Below are 18,660 nucleotides of genomic sequence, written 5' to 3' on the forward strand. Positions count from 1 at the left end.
GCTGCAGCAGTGCTTGTCATCCCCACTTTATAAAGTGGGGATGACAGCAATAATAGCACAGACAGTCATAGGTATAGAAAGCAAATGACATTGAGTTTTATATATATTATTCACAAAGGCATATATCTGTGGTATAATATCTACGAATAATTTTTATAAAAACGCTATAAATGTTCGAAAAAATAAGAAACAAGGGGAGAGTACAATGAGTGTTAGAAGGCTGTTTGCAGAGAAAAAAAGAGGATTTGACATAGAAGCCCAGGGACTTTTTAAAGATCTTAAAGAAAGTCTTAATATTCACGGATTGGAGAACATAAGAATAGTAAACCGTTATGATATGGAAGGTATGGATGACGGGGAATATGAAAAATCAAAATACATAATATTTTCCGAAAAAACTGTAGATAAAATATATGAAGAAGATTTACCTGTGGATGATAATACAAGAGTTTTTGCCGTAGAATACCTTCCGGGACAATATGATCAGCGGGCTGACTCTGCATCCCAGTGTATTCAAATATTAACCCAGAGTGATAAAATACGTGTTATATCTTCAAAAGTATATATTATCTATGGTGATATATCCAATGAAGAATTTTTGAGAATAAAAAATTATTGTATAAACCCGGTGGATTCAAGGGAAGCTTCTCTTGAAAAAGTAAATTGTCTAAATAAAAAATTGGATGTACCAGATAGTGTGGAAGTACTGGATGAATTTACAGGAATGAGCAGAAGTGATTTGAAGAAATTCATAAATTTAAGGGGCCTTGCCATGAGCCTGGAGGATTTGATTTTTTGCCAGAGGTATTTTAAAGAAGAAGAGAGAAGAAACCCCACTATAACTGAAATCAAAGTCATAGATACCTACTGGTCTGATCATTGCAGGCATACTACTTTTACCACGGAGTTAAATACTGTATCCATTGAAGAAGGAAAACTTTCCTTCCCTATAAAAAAAGCTTATGAATACTATTTAACATCCAGGGATGAAATATACAAGAAAACCAAAAAACCAAAGTGTCTTATGGACATAGCCACCATCGGAATGAAGATGCTTAAGAAAAGCGGGAAATTAAAGGATTTAGATGAATCAGAAGAGATAAATGCCTGCAGTATAGTTGTAGATGCAGATATAAATGGTAAAACTGAAAAATGGCTGGTGATGTTTAAAAATGAGACACACAACCACCCCACTGAGATTGAACCTTTTGGTGGAGCAGCAACTTGTCTTGGAGGGGCAATACGTGATCCACTGTCAGGCAGGTCTTATGTTTATCAGGCAATGAGAGTTACAGGAAGCGGAGATCCAAGAGTTAGAGTAGAAAATACTTTAAAGGGGAAACTGCCTCAGAAAAAGATAACTATAGGGGCAGCACAGGGATATAGCTCCTATGGAAATCAAATAGGTCTTGCAACGGGAATGGTTTCTGAAATATACGATGAAAATTATGTGGCAAAGAGAATGGAGATAGGAGCTGTTATAGGAGCAGCACCTCTTGAAAATGTAAAGAGGGAAGAACCGGATGCATCTGATGTAATAATACTTTTAGGAGGAAGGACTGGAAGAGACGGATGCGGCGGAGCAACGGGATCTTCTAAAAAACATACGGAAACTTCAATATTGACTTCAGGAGCTGAGGTTCAGAAAGGTAATCCGGTTACTGAAAGAAAGATACAAAGATTGTTTAGAAAAGAAAAGGTCAGTAAGATTATTAAAAGATGTAATGATTTTGGAGCTGGAGGTGTTTCTGTAGCTATAGGAGAGCTTACTGAAGGGCTTGAAATAAACCTGGATTTAGTTCCCAGAAAGTATGAGGGACTGGACGGAACTGAACTTGCAATATCCGAGTCTCAGGAACGTATGGCAGTGGTTGTATCAAAGGAAGATGAGGAAAGTTTTATAAAATATGCAGGAGAAGAAAATTTAGAAGCCACTAAGGTAGCAGATGTTACAGAAGACAAAAGATTGAGGATGTTATGGAAGAAAAACTGTATTGTGGATCTAAGCAGAAAATTTTTAGATACCAACGGAGTGAGGGCAAAAATAGATGTTAAGGTGAAATGCCCGGAGGACAATGGCTATTTTAAAAGCAATGGAGAAGACAGAAGCATGGATGGTGAACATATTGTAAAGTCATGGATTGAAATGCTGCAGGACTTGAATGTATGCAGCCAGAAAGGATTGGCGGAGAGATTTGACAGTACAATAGGTGCTTCCACTGTATTTATGCCCTTTGGAGGAAAATATCAGGATACACCTATAGAATCCATGGCTGCGAAATTACCAGTTTTGAATGGGGATACCAACACAGCTACAGTGATGAGTTTTGGATATAATCCGGGTATAGCAAAATGGAGTCCTTTTCACGGCGCAGTATATGCAGTATTGGAATCTGTATCTAAAATTGCAGCTTCAGGTGGAGAACTGGATAATATAAAACTGACTTTTCAAGAGTATTTTGAAAGACTGGAAAAGGATCCTTTAAAATGGGGCAAACCTTTATCAGCATTACTCGGTGCGTTATATGCTCAGGAAAAACTTCAGGTAGCAGCCATAGGCGGAAAAGACAGCATGTCCGGAAGCTTTAAGGATATGAATGTACCGCCGGCACTGGTTTCATTTGCAGTTACCACAGGAGAAGCAGATAAACTCATATCCCCCGAATTTAAGGGATATGGAAATCATGTAATACTTATACCGGCACTTAGAAATAATTTTCAACTCCCGGATTTTCCAAGGATAAAGAAAAATTACAGAGTTATAAATTGTATGATAAAAGAGGGTAAAATATTGTCTGCCCATACTGTAGGAAAGGGTGGAATATGTGAAGCCGTAAGTAAAATGAGTTTTGGAAATAGAATTGGTTTAAAATTTGTAGATGACATAAGCAAATTAAATCTGTTTTCACCAGATTATGGTTCTATAATAGTAGAAGTGGATTCCCAGGAGGATTTTAAGGAATATTTCAAGGAAATTGATTACGTGGTTATGGGAACTACTCAAAAAGAAGAATCTATAGATATAGCCGGAGTCAGAATAGCTATTTCAGATATGGAAAACTCATGGAAGGAAAGCCTGGAGAATGTTTTCCCAACTCGATCTTATGTGGAAGATAAAAAAATAAAATTGAATTATTTCAATAAGAAGTCTAAAATTTCTCCAATTGTAAAAACTGTTTCTCCAAAAGTAATTATTCCTGTGTTTCCGGGAACTAATTGTGAATATGATTCGGCAAGAGCTTTTAAGAAGGCAGGGGCAGAAGTGGAAACTGTCATAATTAGAAATTTAAGACGGAATGAGATAGAAGAGTCTGTAGATGCTGTGGTAAATGGTATAAATTCATCTCAAATAATTATGATACCTGGGGGATTCAGCGCAGGGGATGAGCCGGATGGTTCTGGAAAATTTATTGCTGCATTTTTTAGAAATCCCAAAATAGAAGATGCTGTAATGAAATTTTTAAATAACAGGGACGGATTGATACTTGGAATATGCAATGGGTTCCAGGCACTTATAAAATTGGGACTTCTGCCTTTTGGAGAAATAAGGGATATAGAGGAAAACTACCCAACTCTTACCTACAATAAAATAGGAAGACATGTGTCACGTATAGTGAATACTAAAATAATTTCCAATTTGTCTCCTTGGCTGAATAATGTGTCTGTGGGAGACATACATTCTATAGCAGTTTCTCATGGAGAAGGGAGATTCATGGCAGGTGATGCTGTAATGGAAGAGTTGAAAAACAAAGGCCAGATAGCAACCCAGTATGTAGATTTTAATGGAGAACCATCCTATGATATAAGATTTAATCCCAACGGTTCCTATTATGCTGTAGAGGGAATAACCAGTCCGGATGGAAGGATACTTGGTAAAATGGCTCATTCAGAAAGAATTGGAAAGAATATCATGAAGAATATTCCAGGCAGCAAGGATCAGAAATTATTTAGTGCAGGAGTTGATTATTTTAAAATTTAGAAGGTTTCAGTGTATTTATTGCAATCCCCCTGTTAAGTATGGCAAATAAATGGTATTTTTGTTATAATAACAGTAAGGTATTTATGCTATTATTTGTTTATAATATATTAATTCATGAAATTAACAAGGTATTGTGTAATATTTGCTATAGTGCTTAAAATTAATCCTATTTTACGTTGGGGGAGATGCTCATGACAAAACCTATAATTATGACTGATGCAGGATGTGATTTGCCGGCAAGTTTTATATTTGAAAATAATATTCCATTTTTGGGTTTGATATGTCACTTTAAAGGTAAAGATTATGAAGATGATTTTGGAAAGTCCTTGAGCTACAAAGAATTTTACAGCGGTTTAAGAAATGGAGAAATGCCATATACATCCCAGATAAATGAATATAGATTTACTGAAAAATTTAAAAAATTATTAAAGGAAAAAAGACCTATAATATATATTGGAATGTCTTCAGCTGTAAGCGGTACATTTAACAGTTCAAAACTGGCAAGAGAGGCAGTAATCAATGAATTTAAGGATGCAGATATAACCGTAATAGACAGCAGGGATGCTTCTATAGGGCTTGGACTTTTAGTGTATTCTGCTTATAAAATGGCACAAGAAGGCCGAAGTAGAGATGAAATTGTCAAGTGGCTGGATGAGAACAAATTAAAGGTAAACCATTGGTTTATGGTGGAAGATTTAAAGCATTTAAAAAGAGGCGGGAGAATATCTTCATCCAAGGCAGTTATAGGAACTCTTTTAGATATAAAGCCAATTATATATATTTCCCAGGATGGATCCCTTAAAAATATAGCTAATGTGAGGGGAAGAAGAAAGGGTATTAAATATTTGGTGGATAGATTCAGGGAAAGGGCGGTAAATACTGAAAATCAGGTAATAGGTATTTCTCACGGTGATTGTTTGGAAGATGCAAATTTATTGAAAAAAATAATGGAAAAAGAATTTCACAATAATAAGTTTATTATAAATACCTTAGGGCTTGGAATGGCCACTCATTGTGGAAATGGAATGCTTGCACTCTGCTTTTTAGGGAATGAAAGATAGTTGCTTGATTAAACGGATAATATAAACCTGTTATGTTGGCGGATATCTTGTTTATGATGAAATGAAAAACTGTCAAATAAAAAACACCAGTTCCAATTTAGCTGGTGTTTTTTTGAATTTATATTAATTATGTTTATCATTCCACATCTTTTTTAATAAAACAGCTAGGGTAGTTACTGCAAATAAAAGTAATAGTCCAATTACTAAAGTTTTAACTGTACCTGTCAGCATTCCTCCTATATAAGAATAGATAATGGTAGCAGGAAGTTGTCCTAATCCAGTTGCTATAAAAAAAGGCCAAAATCCCATAGAAGTCAAACCAGCTGCATAACTGACTATGTCAAAGGATATAAAGGGCAATAATCTGGCAATTAATATAGCATATTTACCATAATTTTTGAAAAATTCATCTACTTTTTCTATAGCAGTTTTAGATGTAAGCTTCTCAACTATATCTCTGCCTAAAAATCTGGCTATGTAAAAACAAAGAGCTGACCCTGCCATAGCGCTTGACCAGGATAAAATAGCACCTTTTATCCACCCAAATAATCCTGCATTGGCAAAGGTTATTATAAATGCAGGCAGAGGGGCAATTATTGATTGAAGTATCATTAAAAAGAATGATATTATTGGTGCAAGTACACCAAAACTTAAAATATAATTTTTAACTGAACCCACATCTATATTTTTTAATACATCAATGGATTTATTAATTCCCTGTCTTAAATGGGGTATGAATAAATACAAGCATACTATTATTAAAATTAATAGTATTTTTCCCTTAGCTCCCTTAAGTAATCTTTTTATGAAAATTCACTCCTTCCCTTAAATAAATGAATTATTATAGTATAAATATAATATATATGTATACTATCTTCAAGCAAAATAGAAAAACAAAATGCTGCATGTCTATAATATAGATATGATTAATAGGATAAAATAAACCTATAAGTTTTTTCTATATATTTTTTATTTGGGTTGCTATTTTATAAATTAACTGTTAAAATAACAATAATAATTAATTTATCACTGCATTGAATTAAAACATTAGCATAATAAAATAAGGAAGTGACTTCTGTGACAAATTGGAAAAAATATATACCTGACGGAACAAAGGACATTTTATTTGAGGAATGCAGAAAAAAAGTAGATATAGAAAATATTTTGAGAAAAGCTTATGTCTGCAGTGGATTTATGGAGGTAAAATCTCCAACTCTGGAGTTTTATGATACATTTAATGGGAAAAATTCAATATTGCCTCAGGAAAAAATATATAAATTAATTGACAATCAAGGAAGAATTTTAGCATTGAGAGCTGATATGACTACGCCCATTGCCAGAATTGCAGGTACAAAATTAAAAGAGGCTGTTCATCCACTTAGATTATGCTATACCTCAAATGTGTACAGGGCAAATGAGAGGTTAAATGGGAAGAATAGTGAGATAACCCAGTCGGGTATTGAAGTTATAGGATCAGATAACATCACTGCAGATGCAGAAGTTATAATAACTGGAATAATATCGCTGTTAAATTGTGGACTTAAAAATTTTAAGATAGAAATTGGTCATGCCAAATTATTTAAAGCACTGGTAGATGATTTGGATATAAACCTTGAGGAAAAGGAAAAACTAAGGAAAAGTATAGACAGTAAAAATTTTACGGCATTAAATGAAATATTATATATAAACAAGAACAAACTCAATGATAATTCATTTAATATTTTAAATGAGCTGCCCAAGTTGTTCGGAGGAATTGAGGTAATTGAAAAAGCATCTTCCCTTACAAATAATAAAAGCGCTTTAGGATATTTGGATAATATCAGGGAAGTATATGAAATTGTAAAAAGTATAGGTCTTCAGGATTATTTATCTGTAGATCTGGGTATGGTTTATCATATAGATTATTATACTGGAATAATATTCAGGGGATACACCCACGGTTTTGGAGGAAACATACTAAGCGGGGGAAGATATGACAACTTAGTGGGTCAATTTGGGGATGAACAGCCGGCTACAGGGTTTGCTATAGATGTAGATGGAATAATTGTTGCCCTTAAATATAGTGAGGGATTTTATGGAAGTAAAGGTGAAAAAGTACTTTTATATTATGATAAGAAAAATTTTGCGGAAGCTTATAAAAAAGCACAAATTCTCAGAAATGGTGGAATAATTGCGGAAATGAGTATTTCTGATAGCGAAAAGGAAGCAAGAGAATATGCCCATAAAAAAAATATGAAATTTATTAAAATAGGAGAATGGAGAAATTCAGATGGTAAATGTGAAGAAAGTAAGGATAGCTTTAACTAAAGGAAGAATTGAAAAGGAAGCAGTTAACATATTTCAGAGAGCACATATAGATTGCAGTGAAATTGTAAATAAAGGCAGAAAGCTTATATTTCATAATTTGAAAGATAATATAGATTTTGTACTGGTGAAGGCTCCGGATGTACTTACTTATGTTGAGCATGGAGTAGTGGATATAGGAATAGTGGGAAAGGATACCCTCCTTGAACAAAATAAAAACTTTTATGAGGTTTTGGATTTGGGATTTGGATGCTGTAAATTTTCACTGGCGGGACCTGAAAATTCTGATTTTTACTCCGGTTATAATAGAAAAAAGATTGCAACAAAATATCCCAATGTAGCCAGAGATTATTTTAGAAAATTAGGACAAGATGTTGAAATCATAAAAATAGAAGGCTCTGTGGAACTGGCACCTATACTGGGACTGGCAGATGCCATAGTGGATATAGTTGAAACGGGCAATACGCTAAAAGAGAATGGGCTTGTTATTTATAAGGATATATGCAATATAAGTGCTAGAATGGTAGTTAATGTAGCAAGTATGAAGATGAAAAAAAATGAAATAGAAACAATAATAGATAAGGTTCAAATGCAGATTAATGAAAAGGAAAAAGTTGTAAGCTAGGAGGAATAACATGAAAAGTGAAATTATAAATACAATAATTGCAAATACGGAAGCAGGAAAGATATACTTGAATAATTTTAGGAATAAAGGGGAAAAAACTCAGCAGGATGTAATTGTAAAAGTAAATAGTATATTGGAGAATATAAGAAAAAATGGAGATAAAGCTCTTATAAGATACACTAATGAATTTGACAGCAAAAAGGTAGATGAGGGAAATATCTTGGTGACAGACCAGGAAATAGAAGATGCCTATAAAATGGCGGATAATGAATTTATAGAGGCTTTGAAAACAGCTGCTGAAAATATAATTTTTTTCCATGAAAAACAAAAGAGAAATTCATGGATGGTTACGAGGGAAGAAGGTGTAATACTGGGTCAGCAGATCAGACCCTTAGAAAAAGTTGGCATATATGTGCCAGGAGGTACTGCAGCTTATCCTTCTTCTGTACTGATGAACACCCTGCCTGCCAAAGTGGCAGGAGTTAAGAATATAACCATGGTTACACCGCCTTTAAAGGATGGAACTATAGACCCCAAGATTCTGGTAGCTGCAGATTTGGCTGGAGTGGATAAAATTTATAAAGCAGGAGGGGCTCAGGCTGTAGGTGCTTTAGCTTTCGGTACTGAAACAATTCATAAAGTGGATAAGGTAGTGGGTCCTGGAAATATATATGTAGCCATGGCTAAAAAAAGTGTATATGGTTTTGTAGATATAGATATGATAGCAGGGCCAAGTGAAATATTGATAATTGCAGATGAAAGAGCCAATCCATCCTATCTGGCCGCAGATTTGATGTCTCAGGCAGAACATGATGTACTTGCTTCAGCAGTATTGGCTGTTACCTCGAAAAAATTAGCCCAGCAGGTAAAAGAGGAACTTGAAAAACAGATAGTATCATTGAAAAGAAAAGATATTATACTGAAATCTTTAAAGAATCAAGGAGCTATATTTATAGTGGACAGTGTAGAAAAAGGTATAGATTTGGCCAATAAAATAGCACCTGAGCACCTAGAATTATGTGTAAAGGATCCATTTTCAATATTGGGAAAAGTGAAAAATGCAGGCTCGGTATTCATGGGGGATTTTTCACCGGAACCTTTAGGAGATTATATGGCAGGTCCCAACCATGTGCTTCCTACAAGTGGAACTGCCAGATTTTTTTCACCGCTGTCTGTAGATGATTTTATAAAAAAATTCAGTTTTACACGTTATTCAAAGCAGTCACTTTTGAAAGTGGAGGGTAAAATTGTGACCCTGGCAGAGGCGGAGGGACTTACAGCCCATGCCAATTCAATAAAAGTAAGAATGAAATGATAAATAGAAAAATTGAAGAGGGTGTTTTTATATGAGAACAGCAAAATTTTCCAGAAAGACTTATGAAACTGATATACAGGTTAAAATGAATTTGGATGGAAATGGAAAATACAAGATAGATACGGGCATAGGTTTTTTAAATCATATGCTCTGTATGGTGGCAAAGCATGGAATGACAGATTTAGATATACTGGCAAAAGGTGATTTGGATGTGGATTTCCATCATACCATGGAGGATATAGGAATTGTCATGGGGAAATGTATAAAAACTGCTCTGGGTGATAAAAAAAACATAAGAAGATATGGCACTTTTTTTGTACCTATGGATGAAAGTCTGTCTATGGTATCTATAGATTTAAGCGGAAGGCCTTATCTTGTGTTTGATGCTCATTTTAATAGGGAAAAAGTTGGACAAATGGATACGGAGCTTATAGAGGAATTTTTTAGGGCATTGGCATTTAATGCAGAAATGACACTTCATATAAAAGTACTATATGGCAAAAACACCCACCATATTATAGAAGGTATATTCAAGGCTTTTAGTCATGCGTTTAAAGAAGCAGTGTCCATAGATGACAGCATAAACGGTATAATGTCTACAAAAGGCAGTATATAATATGGAATTTTCTATTTAGAAGAGAGGTGTATAAATTGATTTGCATTGTAGATTATGGTATGGGAAATTTAAAAAGTGTTCAAAAAGCACTTAAATATATAGGGAGGGACAGTAAGATAACTTCAGATGAACATGAAATAGAGAAGTGCAGCGGAATTATACTTCCAGGAGTAGGTGCTTTTCCCGAAGCCATGAAGAACTTGAAAAAGAGAAATCTGGATAGGATTTTAAGAAAAGAGGCAGAAAGCGGAAAGCCAATTATAGGCATATGCCTTGGAATGCAGCTTCTGTTTGATATGGGGGAAGAAATGGAAGAATGCGAAGGACTTGGACTTATACCCGGTAAAATAGTGAAATTATATGGAAACATAAAAATACCTCATATGGGATGGAATAATTTAATCATTGAAAAACAGTGCGGAATTTTAAAAGATGTGCCTGAAAACAGTTATGTCTATTTTGTGCATTCTTTTTACGGGAAATTAAAATCAAAGGAGAATTTAAATGCGTACAGCACTTATGGAGATATAGATGTACCGGCTGTTGTAAATAAAGGCAACATTTATGGAACTCAATTTCATCCGGAAAAAAGCGGCGATGTAGGTATCAAGATGTTAAAGAATTTCGTAGGTATGACAGTTTGATTGAAGGATTTAAGGAGGCACTTTAATGTTAATACTTCCAGCAATAGATTTAAGAGATGGAAAATGTGTGAGATTATATCAGGGAAAATTTGAAAAATCTGAAATAGTAGGTGAAGATCCGGTAAAAGTAGCATTGAGTTTTAAAGAAAAGGGTGCGGAGTATATTCACATGGTGGATTTAGACGGGGCTCTTTATGGAAAAATGAAAAATGCTGAAATCATATCAAAGGTGGTAAAAGCAGCTGAAATTCCAGTGGAATTGGGTGGAGGCATAAGAAATTTAAATTCCGTGGAGCAGATTTTGAAATTGGGAATATCAAGAGTAATACTTGGGACCTCGGCTTTACAAAATCCGGACTTTGTAAAAAGGGCAGTTAAGGAATATGGAGAAAAAATAGCTGTGGGAATAGATGCAAAGGAGGGAAAAGTTGCAGTAAACGGATGGGTTGATGTAAGCACTGTAGAGTATACAGATTTTGCGAGACAAGTGGAAGATATGGGAGTCAGAACTATTATATTTACAGATATAAGTAAGGATGGAACCTTGAAAGGGCCTAATTTAGAACAGCTTTTTAAAATTAAAAATGCTGTCAGCTGTAACTGCAATATAATAGCTTCAGGAGGAATTAAAAATATAGATGATTTAAAAGATATAGATAAAATAGGTTTATATGGTGCTATTACAGGTAAAGCCATATATACCGGAAATATAGACCTGAAAAAAGCCATAGAATTGTGCAAATAAAATTAGTAGAAGGTGATAAGTAATGAGTAAGTACTGGAGTGAAATCACAAGAAGTGTAGAGCCTTATGTATGTGGTGAACAGCCTAAGGATAAAAAATATATAAAATTAAATACCAATGAAAGCCCTTATGCACCCTCACCTAAGGTATTAAATGCCATAAAAAATGCAGCAGAAGGCAATATTAGATTATATCCGGATCCCGGCTGCGATAAATTGAGGGAAACTATTTCTAACTACTATGGTTTGAATAAGGATCAGATCTTTGTGGGAAATGGTTCTGATGAAGTTTTAGCCATGTCTTTTTTAACGTTTTTCAACAGGGATGATACCATAGTTTTCCCGGATATCAGCTATAGTTTTTATCCGGTGTATGCCAATTTATACAATATAAAATACAGACTTGCAAAATTAAATGAGGATTTTTCAATTCCAGTTGAAGAATTTTTGGCACCCAGTGGGGGAATAGTAATTCCAAATCCCAATGCTCCTACTGGAAGGTGTCTGGAAACTGAAAAAATCAGGAAAATCCTAGAAAACAACAGGGACAGGGTAGTTATAATAGACGAGGCCTATGTGGATTTTGGAGGAAATTCTGTAATTGAACTTATAAAAGATTATCCCAATCTCCTGGTAGTACAGACTTTATCCAAATCCCGTTCCCTGGCTGGTCTTCGTGTAGGATTTGCATTAGGGCAGGAAGAACTTATAGATGGATTAAACAGAATAAAAAATTCATTTAATTCATACACCGTGAACAGAGTTTCCAATGCAGCAGCCGTAGCAGCCATGGAGGACGAGGATTATTTTGAGGAATGTGTAAAAAAAGTAATAAATACAAGAGAGTCAACTGTGAAAAGACTGGAGGAACTGGGCTTTGAAGTTATACCTTCAAAATCCAATTTTATATTTATAACCCACCCCGTATATGCTGCCAGAGAACTTTTTGCCGGATTAAGGGAAAAAGGTGTTCTTGTAAGATATTTTGACAAAGAAAGAATAGATAATTATATAAGAGTAAGCATAGGTTCAGATGAAGATATGGATATTTTTATAGAAAAGGTTAAAGAAATTATTGGGAGGGAAGTGTAAGGTTTGCTTACCAAAAGAATAATACCTTGTCTGGATGTGAATATGGGTAAAGTTGTTAAGGGAATAAATTTTGTCGATCTGCAGGATGTAGGAGATCCGGTAGAAATAGCGGAACATTATAACAGGCAGGGAGCGGATGAGATAGTATTTTTGGATATTACGGCTACACATGAAAAGAGAAAAACCATAATAGAATTGGTGGAAAGAACTGCGGAAAAGGTATTTATTCCACTTACTGTGGGGGGAGGGATATGCGGTATAGATGATTTTAAGAACATACTTAGGGCAGGGGCGGACAAAATTTCAATAAATTCCTCGGCTGTAAAAAATCCTGATTTAATATATGAAGCAGCAGATAAGTTTGGTTCTCAGTGTGTTGTGGTGGCAGTAGATGCAAAAAAAAGAGATTCTAAAGACGGATGGGATGTATTCGTAGAGGGCGGAAGAAAAAATACGGGAATAGATGCTGTAAAATGGATTAAAAAGGCAGAAAATTTGGGAGCTGGAGAAATACTCCTGACAAGCATGGATGCAGATGGTACTGAAAATGGTTATGATATAGAACTGACTAAAACCATTTGTGAACTTGTAAATATTCCGGTAATAGCTTCAGGCGGATGTGGATCCTTAAATGATTTTTATGATGTATTTAATGATGCAGGTGCGGATGCAGCACTGGCAGCCTCACTGTTCCATTATGGAGAACTTACTGTAGGAGAAGTTAAACAATATCTAAAAACTAAAGATATTCCGGTGAGATTATAAAATATATGTAAAGGTGATAAAAAAATGGATACAGAAATTTTACAAAAGATAGATTTCCAAAAGGGAAAGGGACTTATCCCTGCTGTAATCCAGGATTTTCAAAATGGAGAGGTGCTGATGCTGGCATATATGACCAAAGAATCCCTGGAGAAAACCATTGAAACGGGAAAAACCTGGTTTTGGAGCAGGACTAGAAATGAACTTTGGAATAAAGGTGCTACATCAGGTCATTATCAATATGTAAATAGTATAAACTTAGATTGTGATTGTGATACTATTTTGATAAAAGTAAATCAAATAGGAGCAGCTTGTCATACAGGCCATAGAAGCTGTTTTTATAAAAAGTTATATTAAAAGGGGTGTATTTTTTATGGAACTGCAAAAAATATTAGAAGAATTATGCGGCGTTATAGAGGACAGAAAGATAAATCCTATAGAGGGTTCCTATACCAGTTATCTATTTAAAGAGGGAATTGACAAGATACTGAAAAAGGTAGGAGAGGAAAGTTCAGAGGTAATAATTGCAAGCAAGAATAATAATAAGGAAGAAGAAGTCTATGAAATATGTGATTTGATATACCATCTCCTGGTTCTAATGTCAAATCAAAAGGTGAACTTGGAAGATATAACTGAAGAACTTGAAAAGAGAAGACAAAAAATATGTAATAAGAAAACTAGCAGAAAGATTATGGAAGGAATACATTAACGGATTATTATATACACTGAGAAAATCCGGAAAGTTTTAAAATGGGGTCATCTCAAAATTTTGAGATGGCCTTTTTGTTTTTATATTACAGGGGAAATATCAGCTGACAGTGAATAATGATACCGAAAGTCAACGGAACATTCCAATATCAATTCATAACTTTATACAGATTTTAAATATTTAAGAAATAATTAAGAATTTAAACAGTAAATAATTAAGAAATTTTTTTTATAATAAAGATTAGGGAATGTTATAAAGGACGGTGATGTATTGAAAAATATAAAAGCAAATTTTTTACCGCTGAGTTTGATGCTTATCATACCTGTTATCAATATAATGTATGGAAAATTAAATAATTCAGTTAATGGATGCTATAATCTAGTTACTGATTTTGACAGGAATATTCCCTTTATAAAGGAGTTTATAATTCCTTATTGGATGTGGTATCCATTTATAATTTTAACTATTGCATATATTTGTTTTCATTGCAGAAATGCCTATTATAAAACTATGATAACTATAGTTTTTGGGATGCTTTCATGCTATATAATTTATTTTTTCTTTCAGACTACAGTTCCCAGACCTGTTATTCAGGGAAATGATATTTTTTCACATATAATAAAGCTGACATATAAATGGGATAAACCTTTTAATTGCTTTCCAAGCATACATGTTTTGACGTGTTATGCCGTGGCCAGAGGGGCAGGAGAAACAAAAAAAACTTATAATAAATTTATAATAAATTTTATGGCAATAATTATAATGGTATCCACACAGCTTGTAAAACAGCATGTGATTTTAGATTTAATTTTTGCTATACTGTTGGCAGAGGTTATATACAGATTTTTTGCTGTTTTCATTTTAGAGAGGAGTATAATATGGGGAAAGAAATTATATTGGTGGTGGACGATGAAGAAGAAATTAGAAATTTAGTGGAAATATATTTAGTAAATGAAGGATATAAAGTATGTAAAGCTTCTAATGGGTTAGAAGCTTTACATACTTTAAAGAACAATGAGGATATAGAACTGGTGATTTTAGATATAATGATGCCTGAAATGGATGGAATTGACACCTGCATAAAAATGAGAAAAATTAAGAATATGCCTATTATAATGCTGTCTGCCAAGGGTGAGGATTTAGATAAAATACTGGGACTTACCACAGGTGCGGATGACTATATGACAAAACCTTTTAACCCTCTGGAACTTGTGGCTAGAGTGAAATCCCAGCTGAGAAGATATAAAAGATTAAATCTCCCCGAAAAGGCCCAAAATGGGATAATTGAAGTGGATGATTTGGTTATAAATACTAAAACTCATGAAATAAAAGTGGGAGACAGGGATGTAAAACTTACTCCAAGAGAATTTGAGATATTAAAGCTGCTGTCTTTAAATAGAGGAGTGGTATTCAGTATAGAAAAGATCTATGAAAAGGTGTGGAAAGAGGATTTCTTTGAGTCCGACAATACAGTAATGGTTCATATAAGAAAAATAAGAGAGAAAATAGAGGAAAATCCCAGAAAGCCTCGGTTTATAAAGACCGTTTGGGGGGTAGGATATAAAATTGAAAATTAAATTTGGCAACATTTCAAAGATATCATTAATACAGGTTCACAAATCTGTCTGGAAAAAAATGAAAAGCAGTATAAGATTTGAAATCATAATTACATTTGCCCTATGCTTTATAGCAGCTTTTGCCATTGGTAAAGTTACAGGCATTATTTTTCAAAACAGAAATATGTCTGCTAGAGTGGATTACAGCAAGGGAATAGACAAAATATCGGTTAATGCCAATATCATAGCGGAAAAAATGAGAAGTATGAATATCAGCGTAAATAATAAGGATAAAATTCAAAAAATAATAGATGACTATAATAGATCGGATACGGAAAAGATAATGATTACAAATTTGGATGGAAAGGTTTTATACAAATCCAATAATACAGATGAAACTCAAATAGATGTATATACTACAATAAAAAATTCAATAAAAAGTTCTCTGGAGATAATGAAAAACATTCAAAATGTATATGGAGATAAAGATGACAGTATAAACGAAAATAGAGAATATATCAGCTTTTATCCTATAGATTTCAATGATAGTAAAGCTTATTTGGTGTTAAAAGCTATGCCTGAATACGAAATAACCTATGAAAAAAGCTATAACCCTATTCCAGGTACCATTGCAGCATTCATATCCTTTCTTACATTATTTTATTTTGCCACTAATAAAAAAATGAAATATATAGAAAATATATCCAAGGGACTTGTTGAAATGTCAAAGGGAAACTTGAATTATAGAATAAAAAGCCAGGGGGAGGATGAACTGGCATCCTTGTCAGATAATATAAATTTTATGGCGGAAGAACTGAATAATAAGATAGAAAGGGAGCGAGAGGTAGAGCGTATGAAAAATGAGCTCATAACCAACGTATCTCATGATCTGAGAACACCACTTACTTCCATTAAAGGATATCTTGGACTCATTAGGGATAAAAAATATGAAAATGAATCCCAGCTGGAGAAATATATAAGTATAGCTTATAATAAATCCGAGAAATTGCAAATCTTAATAAATGATTTATTTGAGTACACTAAACTCACCAATCATGCAGTGGCCTTAAACAAACATCTTATATCCTTAAATGGCTTATTGGAGCAGCTTATAGAAGAAATAGTTCCAATTTGCGAGGAAAACTCAATTACCATTGATGAGGATTTTCCCAAAGACAGGCTTCTTGTAAATCTGGATCCTAATAAAACTGTGAGGATATTTGAAAATTTATTTATAAACGCCATAAGGTACAGTGCAAAGCCAGGCAGCGTAAAAGTTTCATTAAAAAAAGAGGGAAACTGCATTATAACTTCTATAAAAAATAAATGCTCTTCCATAAGCAGTAAGGAAATCAACAAGCTGTTTGACAGGTTTTACAGGTTGGATAAATCAAGAGCCTCGGATAGGGGAGGAAGTGGATTGGGGCTTGCTATTGCTAAAAGCATGGCAGAACTTCAAGGCGGTAAAATAAAAGCAGATTATTCCCAAGGGTGTATAGTATTTAGGGTGATCTTTGAGAACTCAGAGTGCTGAATAGGGAGAATTTATGTTTTTATCCAATATCCATGAATAAACTGCATTCAAATTTTTCACATAATGGATTATAATATAAGGGTACATTTGAATATTATATTGAATTTTAAATTTTCAATAATGGTATGTATTATATTTAGGAGGGTGTAAAATGGATAATTTTGAATTGTTGTCTGAATTGGTGGAAGTGTCTGCCAAGCCCATATTAAAAGCAAAAAATTACTGGCACGAGAGTATATTTAACACTTTGAGGATAAAAAGAAAATCAGCAGAAAATAACCAGGGTTATGCTTTGGTGCTAAAGGCAGATATTATATCCATAAGAAGGCTTTGGCAGAAACAGTTAGAGGTTATAGAAAATTGGGCAAAAGAAGGAAAACTGCCTGAAACAGAAGAAATTGATAATATAATAACAGATATTGAAAATGAATCTAAAACGGAGGTATTAGGTAAAAAAGTAGTTTTTAAAAATGGAGATTTGCTAAACAAAGAGGATTTGAATTTTATAGAAAGATATAATTCCATAGTAAATTTAAATGAAAGAATAGCATCCATGGAAGAGGATTATTTATACTGCAGAATAAGAGATTATATAATTTTGAATTTATATCAGTTTCTGGCTGAAAACAGAGAAATGGCACTTAATATATTGAAAGGTGATGCTGCTAAAAAAATAAAAGAAATCTCTGATTTGATTTCCAAGTATGCAGACAGCTGCATGTATATGGATCTGGAGGAAGAGTAATATACATATAAGTTTTGACTTTCAGTGGAACAGAATTAGGGGGAACATTGTTGAACGTTAAGGTAATAAATGAAGTAATAATATTGTCACTTATGATGATGGTGGGTGTTTTTGCAAGAAAAAAAGATATAATAACCAAAGAGACGGAGGAAAGTCTGTCGGATTTTCTGTTGAAAATAACTCTGCCGGCTATGCTGCTTACTTCTTTTAACTATAACTATTCAGAGAAAATGGTAGAAAATGCAGAAACCATATTCATATATTCTGCAATTCTTCAAGCAGGTCTTATACTTTTCAGCATAGTATTGACTTTGAAAAACAGGAATGAGGTAAAAAAGGTACTGAGATTTATAATCATATTTTCCAACAGCGGGTTTATGGGGTATCCTGTTCTAGAGGGCATATTCGGTAAAATAGGTATATTTTATGGAGCCATATTCAATATACCTTATAACATTTTTATGTTCAGTATTGGAATAATGATATATACAGGAAAAAGCGACTTGGGAACAATAAAAAAAGTGATTTTGAATCCGGCTATAATTGCAACGGTAATTGGTTTTATAATGTTTATGTTTTCTGTAAAAATGCCATATACGGTGTATACTGCAGCAAGTACGGTAGGCTCCATGACCACACCTCTTTCCATGATTATAGTTGGGACAATGCTGGCCGAGGTAAAATTCAAAGATATTTTTTCTGGATTTATGGTGTATTATGGATGTTTTTTGAGGTTGATATTGGCACCGGTTTTTACTGTTATAATATTGAAAATATTGCATGTAGACAATTTGATAATACAAATATGTGCTATAATTGAAGCAATGCCTGCAGCAGTTGTAGCTTCAGTATTTGCACAGAAGTACAGGGCAGATACACAGCTTGCAGCCAGGATTATATTTATGAGCACAATAATATCCATGTTTACTATTCCCTTGGTGACAGTGATTTTAAAGTATATAGTTTAAAGTTTGA

The 18,660-nt window shown here is 33.8% G+C and carries 18 protein-coding genes; 17 read left to right on the plus strand and 1 reads right to left on the minus strand.

The features are described from left to right. Positions 1–205: 205 nt before the first annotated feature. On the plus strand, positions 206–3,979 hold the full coding sequence (locus ACYUJ6_RS06480; protein ID WP_461845017.1) for a phosphoribosylformylglycinamidine synthase: 3,774 nt from the start codon (positions 206–208) through the stop codon (positions 3,977–3,979). 191 nt (positions 3,980–4,170) lie between these two features. After that, a complete protein-coding gene (locus tag ACYUJ6_RS06485) occupies positions 4,171–5,040 on the plus strand; it encodes a DegV family protein (protein WP_461845018.1) in 870 nt (289 codons plus the stop codon). Positions 5,041–5,163: 123 nt separating this feature from the next. Here ACYUJ6_RS06485 and ACYUJ6_RS06490 read toward each other — a convergent pair whose 3' ends face one another. After that, positions 5,164–5,787 (minus strand): TVP38/TMEM64 family protein, encoded by a 624-nt coding sequence (locus ACYUJ6_RS06490; protein WP_461845019.1) that lies wholly within the window; start codon positions 5,785–5,787, stop codon positions 5,164–5,166. 330 nt (positions 5,788–6,117) lie between these two features. On the opposite strand from ACYUJ6_RS06490, the gene ACYUJ6_RS06495 reads away from it, so the two are divergent. The 15 genes from ACYUJ6_RS06495 to ACYUJ6_RS06565 all read left to right on the plus strand — a co-directional run bounded on the left by ACYUJ6_RS06495 (position 6,118) and on the right by ACYUJ6_RS06565 (position 18,653). After that, entirely contained in the window at positions 6,118–7,347 is a 1,230-nt protein-coding gene (locus ACYUJ6_RS06495; RefSeq protein ID WP_461845020.1) for an ATP phosphoribosyltransferase regulatory subunit, read from the plus strand. Then, positions 7,310–7,969: an ATP phosphoribosyltransferase gene (gene hisG / locus ACYUJ6_RS06500; RefSeq protein WP_461845021.1), complete on the plus strand. Its 660-nt coding sequence runs from the start codon at positions 7,310–7,312 to the stop codon at positions 7,967–7,969. Before ACYUJ6_RS06495 ends, hisG begins: the two co-directional genes overlap by 38 nt. A 22-nt stretch (positions 7,970–7,991) precedes the next feature. After that, positions 7,992–9,284, plus strand: coding sequence for a histidinol dehydrogenase (gene hisD, locus ACYUJ6_RS06505; protein ID WP_461845461.1), 1,293 nt, complete (start codon positions 7,992–7,994; stop codon positions 9,282–9,284). Positions 9,285–9,315: 31 nt separating this feature from the next. Next, the gene (hisB, locus tag ACYUJ6_RS06510) at positions 9,316–9,900 is read left to right on the plus strand and encodes an imidazoleglycerol-phosphate dehydratase HisB (protein WP_461845022.1); all 585 of its coding nucleotides are present in this window, start codon (positions 9,316–9,318) and stop codon (positions 9,898–9,900) included. Between the two features lie 26 nt (positions 9,901–9,926). Continuing rightward, entirely contained in the window at positions 9,927–10,544 is a 618-nt protein-coding gene (gene hisH / locus ACYUJ6_RS06515; RefSeq protein WP_461845023.1) for an imidazole glycerol phosphate synthase subunit HisH, read from the plus strand. 25 nt (positions 10,545–10,569) lie between these two features. After that, positions 10,570–11,289, plus strand: coding sequence for a 1-(5-phosphoribosyl)-5-[(5-phosphoribosylamino)methylideneamino]imidazole-4-carboxamide isomerase (gene hisA, locus ACYUJ6_RS06520; RefSeq protein ID WP_461845024.1), 720 nt, complete (start codon positions 10,570–10,572; stop codon positions 11,287–11,289). A gap of 22 nt (positions 11,290–11,311) precedes the next feature. Further along, positions 11,312–12,379 carry a histidinol-phosphate transaminase gene (hisC, locus tag ACYUJ6_RS06525; RefSeq protein WP_461845025.1) on the plus strand — a complete coding sequence of 356 codons (1,068 nt, stop codon included), beginning with the start codon at positions 11,312–11,314 and terminating at the stop codon, positions 12,377–12,379. A gap of 3 nt (positions 12,380–12,382) precedes the next feature. Next, complete coding sequence (gene hisF / locus ACYUJ6_RS06530) at positions 12,383–13,144, plus strand: imidazole glycerol phosphate synthase subunit HisF (protein ID WP_461845026.1); 762 nt, start codon at positions 12,383–12,385, stop codon at positions 13,142–13,144. A gap of 24 nt (positions 13,145–13,168) precedes the next feature. Next, on the plus strand, positions 13,169–13,498 hold the full coding sequence (gene hisI, locus ACYUJ6_RS06535; RefSeq protein ID WP_461845027.1) for a phosphoribosyl-AMP cyclohydrolase: 330 nt from the start codon (positions 13,169–13,171) through the stop codon (positions 13,496–13,498). Between the two features lie 16 nt (positions 13,499–13,514). Then, complete coding sequence (gene hisE, locus ACYUJ6_RS06540; RefSeq protein ID WP_461845028.1) at positions 13,515–13,850, plus strand: phosphoribosyl-ATP diphosphatase; 336 nt, start codon at positions 13,515–13,517, stop codon at positions 13,848–13,850. 270 nt (positions 13,851–14,120) lie between these two features. After that, a complete protein-coding gene (locus tag ACYUJ6_RS06545) occupies positions 14,121–14,783 on the plus strand; it encodes a phosphatase PAP2 family protein (protein WP_461845029.1) in 663 nt (220 codons plus the stop codon). Beyond that, positions 14,729–15,427 (plus strand): response regulator transcription factor, encoded by a 699-nt coding sequence (locus ACYUJ6_RS06550; protein WP_461845030.1) that lies wholly within the window; start codon positions 14,729–14,731, stop codon positions 15,425–15,427. The genes ACYUJ6_RS06545 and ACYUJ6_RS06550 overlap by 55 nt, the downstream gene beginning before the upstream one ends. Then, positions 15,417–16,940 (plus strand): sensor histidine kinase, encoded by a 1,524-nt coding sequence (locus tag ACYUJ6_RS06555; protein ID WP_461845031.1) that lies wholly within the window; start codon positions 15,417–15,419, stop codon positions 16,938–16,940. The genes ACYUJ6_RS06550 and ACYUJ6_RS06555 overlap by 11 nt, the downstream gene beginning before the upstream one ends. Before the next feature lie 151 nt (positions 16,941–17,091). Further along, entirely contained in the window at positions 17,092–17,685 is a 594-nt protein-coding gene (locus ACYUJ6_RS06560) for a hypothetical protein (RefSeq protein WP_461845032.1), read from the plus strand. A 50-nt stretch (positions 17,686–17,735) separates the two neighbouring features. Continuing rightward, positions 17,736–18,653 carry an AEC family transporter gene (locus ACYUJ6_RS06565; RefSeq protein WP_461845033.1) on the plus strand — a complete coding sequence of 306 codons (918 nt, stop codon included), beginning with the start codon at positions 17,736–17,738 and terminating at the stop codon, positions 18,651–18,653. Positions 18,654–18,660: the final 7 nt, after the last annotated feature.

Source organism: Clostridium sp. JNZ X4-2 (assembly GCF_054889485.1).

What these genes read in the sequence shown, in the direction of transcription:
- ACYUJ6_RS06480 (WP_461845017.1), top strand. Translation starts at nt 206, where the DNA reads ATGAGTGTTAGAAGGCTGTTTGCAGAGAAAAAAAGAGGATTTGACATA.
- ACYUJ6_RS06485 (WP_461845018.1), top strand. Translation starts at nt 4,171, where the DNA reads ATGACAAAACCTATAATTATGACTGATGCAGGATGTGATTTGCCGGCA.
- hisG (WP_461845021.1), top strand. Translation starts at nt 7,310, where the DNA reads ATGGTAAATGTGAAGAAAGTAAGGATAGCTTTAACTAAAGGAAGAATT.
- hisB (WP_461845022.1), top strand. Translation starts at nt 9,316, where the DNA reads ATGAGAACAGCAAAATTTTCCAGAAAGACTTATGAAACTGATATACAG.
- hisA (WP_461845024.1), top strand. Translation starts at nt 10,570, where the DNA reads ATGTTAATACTTCCAGCAATAGATTTAAGAGATGGAAAATGTGTGAGA.
- hisC (WP_461845025.1), top strand. Translation starts at nt 11,312, where the DNA reads ATGAGTAAGTACTGGAGTGAAATCACAAGAAGTGTAGAGCCTTATGTA.
- hisI (WP_461845027.1), top strand. Translation starts at nt 13,169, where the DNA reads ATGGATACAGAAATTTTACAAAAGATAGATTTCCAAAAGGGAAAGGGA.
- hisE (WP_461845028.1), top strand. Translation starts at nt 13,515, where the DNA reads ATGGAACTGCAAAAAATATTAGAAGAATTATGCGGCGTTATAGAGGAC.
- ACYUJ6_RS06550 (WP_461845030.1), top strand. Translation starts at nt 14,729, where the DNA reads ATGGGGAAAGAAATTATATTGGTGGTGGACGATGAAGAAGAAATTAGA.
- ACYUJ6_RS06560 (WP_461845032.1), top strand. Translation starts at nt 17,092, where the DNA reads ATGGATAATTTTGAATTGTTGTCTGAATTGGTGGAAGTGTCTGCCAAG.